Here is a 12,381-nt window from a genome sequence, read left to right on the forward strand (position 1 = left end):
AGTGATTGAAATCGAAAAGCCGAAAATTGAGACGGTAGACGTCAACGATGATGGCACCTATGGGAAATTCGTAGTAGAACCGCTGGAGCGCGGATACGGTACGACGCTTGGAAACTCGCTTCGCCGAATCTTGCTCTCGTCACTGCCGGGTGCGGCAGTGTCTTCGGTTCAAATCGATGGCGTTCTGCATGAATTTGCTACAGTTCCTGGCGTAATGGAAGATGTTACGGAGGTCATTCTTAACCTGAAAGCTTTGTCGCTTAAAATTCATTCTGATGAGGAGAAAGTGCTCGAGATTGATGCTGAAGGCGAAGGAGCAATTACGGCTGGAGATATCCGTGCTGACTCCGATGTGGAAATCCTTAACCCGGATTTGCACATTGCTACGCTCGGACCAGGTTCGAGACTTCACATGCGTATTTTTGCCAATCGCGGTCGCGGCTACGTCCAGGCAGATCGGAATAAACGCGATGACCAGCCGATCGGCGTCATCCCAGTCGATTCCATCTTCACCCCGATCAGCCGCGTTAACTACGCTGTGGAAAATACGCGTGTCGGCCAAGTAACCAACTATGACAAGCTCACGTTGGAAGTTTGGACTGACGGAAGTATTCGTCCTGAAGAGGCTGTAAGCCTTGGCGCTAAAATTTTGACCGAGCATCTGATGCTCTTCGTGGGTCTTACAGACGAAGCGAAAGATGCAGAGATTATGGTCGAAAAAGAAGAAGACAAAAAAGAAAAAGTACTCGAAATGACGATCGAAGAGCTGGATCTCTCTGTTCGTTCCTACAACTGCCTCAAACGTGCCGGTATTAATACCGTACAAGAGCTGACTACAAAAACAGAAGAAGACATGATGAAAGTCCGTAACCTCGGACGCAAGTCTTTGGAAGAAGTTCAAGAGAAGCTTGAGGAACTTGGTTTGGGACTCCGTACAGAAGAATAGACAGCCGAGTGCTTGAAGTGAAGGAGGGAAAACAATGGCATACCAAAAGTTGGGCCGTAATTCCAGCGCACGTAAAGCTTTGTTCCGTGACCTGGTAACCGACCTGTTCTTATACGAACGCATTCAGACAACTGAAGCGAAAGCAAAAGAGGTTCGTTCTATTGCTGAAAAACTGATCACTAAAGCGAAAAAGGGAGATCTTCATGCCCGTCGCCAAGTGGCAGCTTATGTTCGCCGCGAAACTATCGATGGTGAGCAAGATGCAATCCAAAAACTGTTTAGCGAATTGTCCGGTCGTTACGCTGAGCGTCCAGGTGGATACACTCGTATCTTGAAACTGGGACCTCGTCGTGGTGACGCAGCGCCAATGGTTTACTTGGAACTGGTAGACCGCGCGTAAAACAGATGAGATGAGGAAAGGGGACAGAATCAACGATTCTGGATTAACCCTTTTTTTCTCTTCATTTCGGAATTCGTGCTGTAATAGAAGCTCCGTAAGGGGCTTCTTTTGCTGTTCGGGATAGGGATATGTATAGTATGGAACAAAGGTGTGGTAATAATGCGGAACTTATGTATGACGTTAACTTATGATGGCACTGCCTATTTCGGCTTCCAAGTACAGCCGGGTGGGAATACCATTCAGGATCATCTTGAAGATGCGATTCGTGCTTTAACCGGTGAGAAGGTTAAAATTACAGGTTCAGGCCGAACAGATGCAGGTGTTCACGCCCGCAGACAAATCTTCAATTTTCCTACGGAGTCCCAGATCCCGATTGAACGTTGGTGTATTGCACTCAACTCCAGATTACCCTCCGATATTGTCGTTATTGATGCGATTGAAGTTTCGGCTGATTTTCATTCTCGCTATGCAGCGAAAAAGAAAACGTATCGTTATACAGTCAATGCGAATCAATTTCCGGATGTATTCAACAGAAGACTGCAATATCATCATCATGCGAAGCTTGATATTATGGCAATGCAGGAGGGCTTACGACATTTCATAGGGACGTATGATTTTACCTCTTTTGCTTCACGCAAGTCTCAGAAAGAGAATCATGTCCGTTCGGTGTACGAAGCATGGATGGAAGTGGACCGATCAATGTGCAGAGACCATCCGCGCGATCAGGGTGTCATTCACATTTATGTGAGTGGTAACGGCTTTTTGCAGCATATGGTTCGTATCATTGTAGGTACACTGCTGGAGATCGGAGAGGGCAAACGGAAAGCCTCTGATGTACCAAATATGATTGCTGCATGTAATCGATCTGCTGCAGGACCTACTGCAGTTAGCTGCGGTTTAATGCTCTGGGACCTTGAATACAAAAAAGATTAAATTTGCGAAATGAAATGCTTAATTAACACTTGCGATTTAAGCTCCTATCATGTAATATAAAAGTTGTGTTTTCTTAATGGCTTTCCCACAGCCCCAATTAAGAGGGTCACAACGAAAGAACTATCCATCAACACCTAAAGTTATCACTTAATGAATGAAGATAAATGAATATAATGATGTTGAACATTTTAAGGAGGAACTTTTCATGCGTACCACGTACATGGCGAAGCCTAACGAAGTTGAGCGCCAATGGCACATCATTGATGCCGATGGCAAAACGCTCGGACGTTTGGCGAGCGAAGCAGCTGCTTTGATCCGCGGCAAACATAAGCCACAATTCACTCCACATGTGGACACTGGCGATTTCGTTGTTATCATCAATGCAGAGAAAATTGTATTGACTGGTAAAAAAATGCAAGGTAAAAAATACTACCGTCACTCGATGCACCCAGGTGGTTTGAAAGTAACTACTGCTGAAGAGATGGTTAAAAACAAACCGGAACGTATGTTGGAATTGGCTGTTCGCGGTATGCTTCCTAAAACTCGCATGGGCGAGAAAATGAAGTTGAGACTTAAAGCGTACAGAGGCACTGAGCATCCACATGCAGCACAAAAACCAGAAGTTTATGAACTTCGCGGTTAATTAAAAGGAGGACAGTTTCATGGCACAAGTACAATACTATGGGACAGGTCGTCGTAAACATTCGGTAGCTCGTGTTCGCCTTGTACCGGGTGAAGGACGCATTGTCATCAATAAACGTGATATTAATGAATACTTCGGTTTGGAAACACTCAAACTGATCGTAAAACAACCACTGAACCTGACAGAAACACTCAGCAACTATGATGTTCTTGTTATCGCTCATGGTGGCGGAATCTCCGGTCAAGCCGGCGCTATCCGTCATGGTATCTCCCGCGCTCTGTTGAAAGCAGATCCGGAATACCGTGCTTCCCTGAAAAAAGCAGGATTCCTGACTCGTGACCCACGGATGAAAGAGCGTAAAAAATACGGTCTCAAAGCCGCACGTCGCGCACCTCAGTTCTCCAAACGTTAATATGCATTACAAGCCTTTGGCCTCGGTCAAAGGCTTTTTTGTATTTACAGACCAATAGGTGTATTAAATGTTCTTTACTTTAGAAGATGCACCAAAGTAGCTTCGGGTTCCTCTGTATCGGTTAAAGTTTCTTCCTCCAGCTAATACTCCAGTAAACGCAAACCTCCTATAGCACAAAGATCAAATTTGCAGGTTAGGAACATCATAATGGTTGTAATCATTCATTTTTCATTCTCAATTTTCATCAGTTTTTCTTATGGTTTTGATAAAGGTCCCTTACAATTGAAGAATAGGATTCCCGCATTTATCTCATTATTAAATCCTTCTCGTATTTCTATATTCCTTCGATTCTATAGAGTTATTCTATACATCGTTTTATCAAATTGGCACCATAAACCCAGCAGTGGCAAAGGATTTCAATGACGAAGAGATAAGGATAAAATAAAAGTCGAAGACGTTACACATGGATGCTTTTATCCACAAATCGTTTAAATGCATAATTAACACCAAATTATATTCAAAACGAACAACAAAAAAATGGGCCAAAACTGATGTTTTTTACCATATGGCAGGCATTGACATCCCCCATGAAAGATTTATACTATACATAATTCATATTAGATTAGTCGGCTTTAGTGATTGTTGAAATGCAGAATGGGGGAAATGCAGACATGAACTTGTTGGAGAAAGAAGAACTTGCACGGACGAAGGCTGAAGAATTGGAAAACGCAAGTCCAGAGGATATTATTCGTTATGCTATTGAGACGTTTCCAAATATCACTTTTGCATGCAGCTTCGGTGCGGAGGATGTTGTACTTGTAGATATGCTTCAGAAGATCAGCCCATCCACGGATATATTTTATCTAGATACTGATTTTCATTTTAAGGAGACATACGAAACTCGTGACAAAATGAAAGAGAAATACAATCTTGATTTTGTACGTGTGGCTCCGAAAATTACTCCGGAGGAGCAGGCAGCTCAACATGGAGAACAATTGTGGAAGTCGGATCCTAATGCTTGCTGTAATATTCGGAAGGTTGAGCCGCTGACACGTATTCTATCCCAGTATGATGCATGGATTACCGGTATTCGGAGAGATCAAGCACCGACACGTGCAAATTCCAAGAAGGTCGAATATGATGCTAAGTTTGGACTTATGAAGTTCAACCCGATTGCACACTGGACTACAGAGGATGTATGGGATTATATTCGTGTCAATAATGTCGTGTACAATCCGCTGCATGATCAAAATTACCCGAGTATCGGTTGTGAGTATTGCACACGTCAGGTTATGCCTGGAGAAGATCCACGTGCGGGACGCTGGTCGGGGAACGAAAAAACGGAATGTGGTCTTCATAAATAATTTATTCAGAATAAGTGATGGATATAATAATGCACTAGAATCATTCTTGATGATATAAAAAATGGTGAAACAGGGAGCTGACAAGATGACTTCGATTCTGCCTCATGGAGGTACGCTGATACAGCGTGTCGTACAAGGAGAAGAACGGGAACAATTATTACGAGAGAGTGAGAAACTGTCCTCTTTACGTATTAACAGCTGGACAATTTCGGATTTGGATCTCATTGGTGTGGGTGCATTCTCACCGCTTCAAGGTTTCATGAATGAAGAAGACTATCTTTCAGTTATATCTCGTATGCGTCTTGCTGACGGAACAGTCTGGAGTATCCCCATTACCTTAGCTGTAGATGAGCAGCAGGCTGCATCACTCCAGATCGGTGAGACTGTGGCACTTATTGGCGATAATGACGGAGTAACCTATGGATTGCTGGAAGTGAAGAGCTTATATAAAGTAGATCAGGGTGAAGAAGCACGTCGTGTCTTCAAGACGGATGATCCAGAGCACCCGGGTGTGAAGAAACTGCTGGAACGACCTGCAACGTATGTAGGAGGTCCAATTCAAGTGCTGAATCGTCCCAAACCGGCCAAGTTCGAACAGTTCTATTATGATCCTGCTGAGACACGGAAAACGTTCCAGGATAAGGGCTGGAAGACGGTTGTTGGTTTTCAGACGCGTAATCCGGTCCATCGTGCCCATGAGTACATTCAGAAGAGTGCAATGGAGATTGTGGACGCTCTGTTCTTAAATCCGCTTGTAGGCGAAACAAAGTCTGATGACGTGCCTGCCGATGTACGAATGAAAAGTTATCTGGTTTTGCTGGAGAACTATTATCCGGCTGATCGTGCGTTTCTAGGCGTATTTCCGGCAGCTATGCGGTATGCTGGTCCAAGAGAGGCCATTTTCCACGCGATGGTACGTAAAAATTATGGTTGTACTCACTTTATTGTAGGTCGCGACCATGCAGGTGTGGGTGACTACTACGGAACGTATGAAGCGCAGGAGATTTTTACTAACTTCACACCGGAAGAACTCGGTATCACGCCTTTGTTCTTTGAACATAGTTTTTTCTGCACCAAATGTGGCAACATGGCATCAAGCAAAACCTGCCCGCATGATAAAGAACACCACATGGCTCTGTCTGGCACGAAAGTACGTGGCTTGCTACGAGATGGCCAATGCCCTCCACCTGAATTTACGCGCCCAGAGGTAGCTGAGGTGCTGATTGAAGGAATGGCTGAGCAAGTCCGCTCCTAACGGTATATTTGTCCATCTTGTCCCATATAGATGATTAGAGTCATTTATAGGGACGAGGTGGTTTTTTTATGCGTAAAAATATGGGGAAGCACTTTGTGATCTGGATTAGGTTACGCACCATGAAGAGGGTCATGTTAAGCCTTTGTTTGCTTGCGATGTTTGTGGCGGTGGTGACGTATGAGTTGCCCTCCTCCAAAATGTCCGGTTACTGGGGGCTGCCATTAGCGGGAAAAGTCATAGCTATTGATGCAGGACATGGTGGGCCAGATGGGGGAGCGGTGAGTAAGCAGGGAGTCATTGAGAAAGATATCAATTTATCCATTGCGCTGTACGTACGAGATTATCTGCAGCAAGCAGGGGCCTTGGTTGTGATGACCCGAGAAATAGACACCGATCTGGCTGCATCTGATACCAAAGGGTACTCCAAACGCAAGACGGAGGATCTGAAACAAAGAGTAAGAAGAATCGAGGATAAGCAGGCAGATCTCTTTATCAGCATTCATATGAACAGTGTACCTTCGAACCGCTGGAGTGGCGCTCAAGTTTTTTATACACCCAATCATCCCGATAATGCAGCATTAGCCAATCTTCTTCAGCAAGAAATGATTCGTAATCTGGAAAATACAGATCGAATCGCGAAAACGGTAAATACCGTTTATTTGCTCCAGGCGTTAAAAATTCCCTCGGCACTTGTGGAGGTGGGTTTCCTTTCTCACCCGGAAGAGGCGCGTCTTCTTGCAGATGAAACCTATCAGCGTAAAGTGGCTGCATCCATCTACAACGGGATTCTCCGTTATTCGTCAGGAGAACGTCCTAAAAGTTAGTCACAACGAGAATGGTAATGATATAATTGAATCAGCATACCTAATTACATGCCAATAGATAAAGCTGAGGTGCTGTCTGATGTTATCAAAAGAACAGATACTTGAACTATTGCAGCCGTTGCAGGAACCGCAATTGGGCGTAAGTTTGACTGAACTGCAGTGGGTCCGTGATGTCATGGTTAAAGAAGATCATGTTGCTCTTACTATGGTGACGCTGGAGAACCGCACAGAGGATACAACTGCTCTAAGCGATGCCGCGCGCAACCTGTTGTCCCAACACGGAGTGAATGATGTACATATTCGTCTGCGTGCAGCGTCAGAGCATGAGCGTGAGAGCCTGAACATAGGACAAGCGGATCATGAGGAAGACGAGGACGAAGTGCTTGTCAAAGGCCATGCAGCAGGGCTGGACGGACATGAGTTGTTAAGTCCTGAATCCGGCGTACGTTTTATTGCTGTTGCTAGTGGTAAAGGCGGCGTCGGCAAATCGACGGTAACCGTTAATTTGGCTGCAGCTCTGGCACGTCAAGGCAAGAAGGTTGGCTTGATTGATGCAGATATATATGGCTTCAGTGTACCTGACATGATGGGCATTGAGGAATATCCAGTCGTTGAGGACGGGGTTATCCAACCCGTTGAGCGTTTCGGCGTAAAAGTGATGTCGATGGGATTCTTTATTCGAGAGAATAACCCGGTGATCTGGCGTGGACCTATGTTGGGGCGGATGTTGCGCCAATTCTTTACCGATGTAAACTGGGGAGAGTTGGATTATATGCTGCTTGATCTGCCTCCGGGTACGGGGGATGTCGCACTAGACGTACACCAGATGCTGCCTCACAGCAAAGAAATCATCGTTACAACACCTCATGCAACCGCTGCCTTTGTAGCTGCACGTGCAGGTGCCATGGCCATTCAGACGGAACATGAGCTGCTTGGTGTGGTAGAGAACATGGCTTATTATGAATGTAGCAAATGCGGAGAGAAAGATTATGTATTTGGCCGGGGCGGTGGGGGTACTCTTGCCGAGAGTCTTCATACAGAGCTGCTTGCACAGATTCCACTGGGAGCGCCGGATAATCATATTTCGGAGCCGGATTTTTCACCATCCGTGTATAAAGCGGATTCAAGCATCGGTGCGATCTACGACGAGGTTGCCCAAACTGTTGATGCCAAGTTTTAAATTTTCTAATGACGTAAAATATATAAAAAGGCCCACATCCATGGATGTGGGCTTTTTTTCAACATGTGATAACTTTTAACTTTGAAGTATGATCAACTTACGATCCTCCATTACTTCCGTCGCCACCACTGTTACCATCACTACTACCGTCACTGCTGCCACTTCCGCCATCCCCATTGTCGTCTTTGCTTTGGCCCTCCTGTTTGCCGCCTTGTTCTGTTTTGGGTTGCAACTCATCCTGGACTACCTTTTTAAGCAAAGTCAGCACTTCCATCCGGAATAAAGGATTTTGCATGACTTCCTGCATAACGGTCATCGTTTGTTTACGATATTCGGGCGTTTTGGTCATATCCATGAACATCTTGGACACTTCAGGAGATTTCATGACATCCCCAATGGATTTTTGATACGTTGGATCTTTGATTAATTGCATATGCAGTTGCTTGCTTTGGGAGTTAATCACTTTGGCGAATTCACCTGCAAACTGTGGATCCGTCATAATTTTCTCGAATTCCTTCCGGTATTCAGGAGCCGTGATGGTATCTTTTACAGCTATACGTATTTGTTCTGAAGATTGCATAGGCATTAACATTTTCATACCCACTGTTCCAGATCCACCGCCAGAAGCTCCACTTTGGCCAGAAGCGCCGCCTTCGCCACCACCAGAAGAACTTTGTCCAGTGAGAGCTTCCTCGACCGCCTTTTTACCTTCGTCACTTTTGAGAATATCCACGACCATCGTTTTCATCTCTTTATAACCGCCCTGAGGAGGCGAATAATTCTGATCTGAGCCACAGCCGGCGAGCATGACGGATAGTCCAAGTACGACACAGCATAACTGCCACAAAGGCCGTTTCATGTGCACAACCCCTCCTTGATTAGATACTGGATGTAGTATGTGATGGGAAACCGCTAAATATGTTGAATGATGATGGTTTTTTGCTGTGAAGGTTGGTAAAATAAACTCTCGGGGGTGGAAAACATTTGAATTTACGTAAATGGTTTTTCCTATTTTGGTCAGCTTTGCTTATAGGGGCTGCAGGATCATTAGTGACGGGTCTAATTATGATGTTGGTTAATGGAGAAAAAACGAATGGAATGACCGATTTTTTAATTTATCTCCTGATCTTGTTTGGTTCCGGTATTATGATTAGCGTGTATTCGCAAATGGGTTTTTTCGCATACTTGATATTGAACTATATGGGCAAAGGTGTATTTTCGAAACGCAGTTGGCAAATTGTACAGATTGTTCTAACCGTTTTGGCGTTACTTGATGTCATGTTTTTACGTTTGTTTGTTGGTGGGGAACGAGAACGGCTATCCGATATTGTGCTTGGAATCATTATTTTGGCAGCTGGAATTGTTACCGCTTACGTAAAGGTGAAAAAGACACATATTTCGGCGCTGGTGCCTACACTCTTTTTCATGGTGGCTGTTACCGTGGTGGAAACGATCGGTGTGCTGCGAATTGATGTGAATGCGGCTACCATCTTTATTGTGGTTCCACTGTTAATCTGTAATGCATACCAAATGCTGATATTGCACAGGCTGGTAGATGGGTCCATGGAGCAGCGGGTGAGTGGAAAGACCGAGGTACAAGAAAGTCATGCGTAGCGATTATCTTAAAAAAACGCCAAAAAGAGCTAACCTGGTTAGCTCTTTTCCATTTATGGCGCTTCAGCGCCTTTTTACAAGGCATGGAGTACAGAAGGGAAGTATACAGTTTGCCTCAGCAATACTGCTTTAATTAACGTTTACTGTGCACTGGCTTGGTCGCGAACTTCCGTACCTTTGACACTTGAATGGTTAAGCAGCTCAGAAACCGTCACGAATTCATACCCTTGATTTTTTAACTTGTCGATAATGACGGGTAATGCTTCATGCGTTTGTTTCGAGGAATCACTAGCGTGCAGCAGCACAATGTCACCAGGATGCGCCTTGCTAACTACACGATCAACAATGGTCTGTACACCAGGGTTCTTCCAATCCTGCGAATCGGTGTCCCATTGGACAACCTGATAATTCAGACTGCTGGCAACCTGGAGAACACGTTTGTCAAAGTCGCCATTAGGTAGACGCAGCAATTTCGGTTCTTTTCCCGTTAAATCGGTTAAAATGCTATGAGCTGTCGAAATTTCCTTGCGGATTTCCTCTTCAGTCAGGCTGCTGTAATTATCATGCTTGTGACCATGGCTGCCGATTTCGTATCCTGCGTCTTTGATGGCTGTTACAATCTCGGGGTGTGTCTTACTCCAGGGGGAGGACAAGAAGAAAGTGGCCTTCTGAACTTTATTTTCTTGGAGGACCTTCAGAATAGGCTCTGTCCTTTTATCTCCCCAGCTAATGTCAAAGGTGAGTGCAATAACCTTCTTCTCAGTTGGAACGCTGTATACGGCGGATGGTGCATCCTCCGAGAATACAGAAATATTGCCGCTCTCCAGATAAATAATCCCGATAGCAAAGACGGCAGCAACCAGCACAATCAGGAAACGTTTGATCTTTTTGCCGCTAAATACATAGAACGAGTTCATTTCAATAAGCGCCCCTCTCCCATAAGAAATGCTTGTTTACTCTCCAATGTATGCTCGTACCTCGCAGTTATTCGTATCAGACGTTTGTTTGTCCAACATCTTGGTTCCACAGGAGGATATTATGTTAAAATTCAGTACATTTCTTAGAGCTTTAGGTTCCATTCGTGGTGCATTAATCTGGTCGATCGTATTGTTTGTTGTTGGAATAGGCACGGGATGGGTGAGTACAGGAACACTTGAGGATATATTGTTGAATCAAATCGGGGGACTAAGGGAGGTTAGTGAGCGGCTGGAGCAGGGGAACAATGTGCAATGGAACTTCTTCCTCTTTATCTTTTTCAATAACGCCATCAAAAGTGTACTCGTGATCTATGCCGGTATCTTCTTTGGCATTCTGCCTGTCGTTTTCCTGTTAATCAATGGCATGGTTATCGGTTTTCTGGTACACACCACAATGAACTATGGGGCCAGCTTCTTTGATATTGTTGTAAAAGGACTTCTTCCACATGGCATTATTGAAATTCCGGTAATTATTATCGCTTGTGCATTCGGTTTAAGGTTTGGTGGATTAGCTCTCAAAAGTCTTGGTCAATTTGGCGGGAAGAAACGAAATACGATTGGTAGCCAATGGAGTGCGTTTATGCGCACAACGGTAACTGCATCCTGCTGGATTGTTATTTTGCTACTTGTTGCAGCGATTATTGAAAGTACACTTACCTACAGCCTGGTGCGAGGATAAATTTGTATGGGATGACATTCATAAATTTTCAGAAAGTTGACCATAACAATAAAACGGGTTTCAGTAGCAACCACCAAAGGACAAATAAAGATGATCCTGGGTTTGCTACTAAAACCGGCGCTGTCCGATATATAGCCTGAATTAAAGGGGCTCGAATATGACATACACTGGGACACGCCATTATCCATATGCAGAAAAAGGAGAACTCTAATGCTGGGTATGCTGTTTAACGAGAAGGAATGCAAGGAACTGGATTATGTATTGCGCAAAGAGCTTGATGAAATGCTGTTCGACTTAAGTGACAACCGTCTCGATCAAGAAATTAAATACGCCATAGCGAGTCGCTACAAGACTGTGTTCCGTATGTATGCGCGCTTTGCGCCACCCAAAGAGTTATCCAAATATGCTAGAGGCGGCAAACTAAAAAAATCCAAGCCATAATGATGTGGTCAGTGGGATGCTGAAGTTCACCATATAAGAGAGGTGCGGCCCGTAAAGCCAGCGCTGTACCTCAGACACCATGAATCAGTAATAGGTAGAATAGGCGGCTTTGAAAAGGGATATGAAACAATTTGTCGAAAAAGGGTTGACCTTTTTTGTTCAATATGATAAATTAATTTTCGTTCCTTTTTTAAGGAAAAGTTAACCGAAACAAGCGCTGGAATAAAGCGATTGAAAATAAATCGAAAAAAAGTGCTTGCAAAGTAAACTTAAACATGATATATTATAAAAGTCGCCGCTGAAAATACGGTGACGAAGAAAATAGAAATAAATTGAATGTTTGATCTTTGAAAACTGAACAACGAGTGAGTAACGATCTTGCTTGCAAGATCGACGCTGAGAGATTGGTACAAGTCTTCGGGCTGTATGATTTCGAAGCAAAAATGAGATTTTTAATCTCGTCAGTTTCAAAATGAGCTTATCGCTCTTTTCAAATACTTGAGATGATTTTCATAGCGTTTTACCACGCTACTGAAATTCATCTTTATTGGAGAGTTTGATCCTGGCTCAGGACGAACGCTGGCGGCATGCCTAATACATGCAAGTCGAGCGGACTTGAAGAGAAGCTTGCTTCTCGGATGGTTAGCGGCGGACGGGTGAGTAACACGTAGGCAACCTGCCCTCAAGTTTGGGACAACTACCGGAAACGGTAG

General features: G+C 44.4%; 14 protein-coding genes and 1 rRNA gene. 13 read left to right on the top strand and 2 right to left on the bottom strand.

The features are described 5' to 3' along the window. Position 1 precedes the first annotated feature (1 nt). The 9 genes from BLV50_RS31810 to BLV50_RS31850 all read left to right on the top strand — a co-directional run bounded on the left by BLV50_RS31810 (position 2) and on the right by BLV50_RS31850 (position 7,957). Entirely contained in the window at positions 2–946 is a 945-nt protein-coding gene (locus BLV50_RS31810) for a DNA-directed RNA polymerase subunit alpha (RefSeq protein ID WP_017692101.1), read from the top strand. Between the two features lie 34 nt (positions 947–980). Beyond that, complete coding sequence (rplQ, locus tag BLV50_RS31815) at positions 981–1,346, top strand: 50S ribosomal protein L17 (protein WP_017692102.1); 366 nt, start codon at positions 981–983, stop codon at positions 1,344–1,346. 159 nt (positions 1,347–1,505) lie between these two features. Further along, positions 1,506–2,279: a tRNA pseudouridine(38-40) synthase TruA gene (truA, locus tag BLV50_RS31820; protein WP_017692103.1), complete on the top strand. Its 774-nt coding sequence runs from the start codon at positions 1,506–1,508 to the stop codon at positions 2,277–2,279. 205 nt (positions 2,280–2,484) lie between these two features. Further along, entirely contained in the window at positions 2,485–2,922 is a 438-nt protein-coding gene (rplM, locus tag BLV50_RS31825; protein ID WP_064642097.1) for a 50S ribosomal protein L13, read from the top strand. 19 nt (positions 2,923–2,941) lie between these two features. Further along, positions 2,942–3,334, top strand: coding sequence for a 30S ribosomal protein S9 (gene rpsI, locus BLV50_RS31830; protein WP_024633563.1), 393 nt, complete (start codon positions 2,942–2,944; stop codon positions 3,332–3,334). A 671-nt stretch (positions 3,335–4,005) separates the two neighbouring features. Further along, positions 4,006–4,698: a phosphoadenylyl-sulfate reductase gene (locus BLV50_RS31835; RefSeq protein WP_063567430.1), complete on the top strand. Its 693-nt coding sequence runs from the start codon at positions 4,006–4,008 to the stop codon at positions 4,696–4,698. Positions 4,699–4,783: 85 nt separating this feature from the next. Next, entirely contained in the window at positions 4,784–5,953 is a 1,170-nt protein-coding gene (gene sat, locus BLV50_RS31840) for a sulfate adenylyltransferase (protein ID WP_079697656.1), read from the top strand. Positions 5,954–6,021: 68 nt separating this feature from the next. Then, positions 6,022–6,777 carry an N-acetylmuramoyl-L-alanine amidase CwlD gene (gene cwlD / locus BLV50_RS31845; RefSeq protein ID WP_090811993.1) on the top strand — a complete coding sequence of 252 codons (756 nt, stop codon included), beginning with the start codon at positions 6,022–6,024 and terminating at the stop codon, positions 6,775–6,777. A gap of 79 nt (positions 6,778–6,856) precedes the next feature. Further along, positions 6,857–7,957 carry an Mrp/NBP35 family ATP-binding protein gene (locus BLV50_RS31850; RefSeq protein WP_090811995.1) on the top strand — a complete coding sequence of 367 codons (1,101 nt, stop codon included), beginning with the start codon at positions 6,857–6,859 and terminating at the stop codon, positions 7,955–7,957. A 97-nt stretch (positions 7,958–8,054) separates the two neighbouring features. On the opposite strand, the gene gerD is transcribed toward BLV50_RS31850, so the two are convergent. Next, the gene (gene gerD / locus BLV50_RS31855; RefSeq protein WP_090811998.1) at positions 8,055–8,816 is read right to left on the bottom strand and encodes a spore germination lipoprotein GerD; all 762 of its coding nucleotides are present in this window, start codon (positions 8,814–8,816) and stop codon (positions 8,055–8,057) included. Positions 8,817–8,941: 125 nt separating this feature from the next. On the opposite strand from gerD, the gene BLV50_RS31860 reads away from it, so the two are divergent. Next, a complete protein-coding gene (locus tag BLV50_RS31860) occupies positions 8,942–9,571 on the top strand; it encodes a KinB-signaling pathway activation protein (RefSeq protein ID WP_063567435.1) in 630 nt (209 codons plus the stop codon). A gap of 140 nt (positions 9,572–9,711) precedes the next feature. On the opposite strand, the gene pdaB is transcribed toward BLV50_RS31860, so the two are convergent. Further along, positions 9,712–10,488 (bottom strand): polysaccharide deacetylase family sporulation protein PdaB, encoded by a 777-nt coding sequence (pdaB, locus tag BLV50_RS31865; protein WP_063567436.1) that lies wholly within the window; start codon positions 10,486–10,488, stop codon positions 9,712–9,714. 121 nt (positions 10,489–10,609) lie between these two features. On the opposite strand from pdaB, the gene BLV50_RS31870 reads away from it, so the two are divergent. The 3 genes from BLV50_RS31870 to BLV50_RS31880 all read left to right on the top strand — a co-directional run. Next, the gene (locus tag BLV50_RS31870) at positions 10,610–11,227 is read left to right on the top strand and encodes a stage II sporulation protein M (protein WP_063567437.1); all 618 of its coding nucleotides are present in this window, start codon (positions 10,610–10,612) and stop codon (positions 11,225–11,227) included. A 210-nt stretch (positions 11,228–11,437) separates the two neighbouring features. After that, positions 11,438–11,668 carry a hypothetical protein gene (locus BLV50_RS31875; protein ID WP_017692114.1) on the top strand — a complete coding sequence of 77 codons (231 nt, stop codon included), beginning with the start codon at positions 11,438–11,440 and terminating at the stop codon, positions 11,666–11,668. A 544-nt stretch (positions 11,669–12,212) separates the two neighbouring features. Beyond that, positions 12,213–12,381 (top strand): 16S ribosomal RNA (locus tag BLV50_RS31880); the annotation flags it as partial.

Source organism: Paenibacillus sp. 276b (assembly GCF_900107875.1).
GTDB classification, from domain to species: Bacteria; Bacillota; Bacilli; order Paenibacillales; family Paenibacillaceae; genus Paenibacillus; species Paenibacillus marchantiae.

Excerpts from the sequence above, each read along its gene's own strand:
- rplQ (WP_017692102.1), top strand. The coding sequence starts at position 981 with ATGGCATACCAAAAGTTGGGCCGTAATTCCAGCGCACGTAAAGCTTTG.
- truA (WP_017692103.1), top strand. The coding sequence starts at position 1,506 with ATGCGGAACTTATGTATGACGTTAACTTATGATGGCACTGCCTATTTC.
- rplM (WP_064642097.1), top strand. The coding sequence starts at position 2,485 with ATGCGTACCACGTACATGGCGAAGCCTAACGAAGTTGAGCGCCAATGG.
- rpsI (WP_024633563.1), top strand. The coding sequence starts at position 2,942 with ATGGCACAAGTACAATACTATGGGACAGGTCGTCGTAAACATTCGGTA.
- BLV50_RS31835 (WP_063567430.1), top strand. The coding sequence starts at position 4,006 with ATGAACTTGTTGGAGAAAGAAGAACTTGCACGGACGAAGGCTGAAGAA.
- sat (WP_079697656.1), top strand. The coding sequence starts at position 4,784 with ATGACTTCGATTCTGCCTCATGGAGGTACGCTGATACAGCGTGTCGTA.
- cwlD (WP_090811993.1), top strand. The coding sequence starts at position 6,022 with ATGCGTAAAAATATGGGGAAGCACTTTGTGATCTGGATTAGGTTACGC.
- BLV50_RS31850 (WP_090811995.1), top strand. The coding sequence starts at position 6,857 with ATGTTATCAAAAGAACAGATACTTGAACTATTGCAGCCGTTGCAGGAA.
- gerD (WP_090811998.1), bottom strand. The coding sequence starts at position 8,816 with ATGAAACGGCCTTTGTGGCAGTTATGCTGTGTCGTACTTGGACTATCC.
- pdaB (WP_063567436.1), bottom strand. The coding sequence starts at position 10,488 with ATGAACTCGTTCTATGTATTTAGCGGCAAAAAGATCAAACGTTTCCTG.
- BLV50_RS31870 (WP_063567437.1), top strand. The coding sequence starts at position 10,610 with ATGTTAAAATTCAGTACATTTCTTAGAGCTTTAGGTTCCATTCGTGGT.
- BLV50_RS31875 (WP_017692114.1), top strand. The coding sequence starts at position 11,438 with ATGCTGGGTATGCTGTTTAACGAGAAGGAATGCAAGGAACTGGATTAT.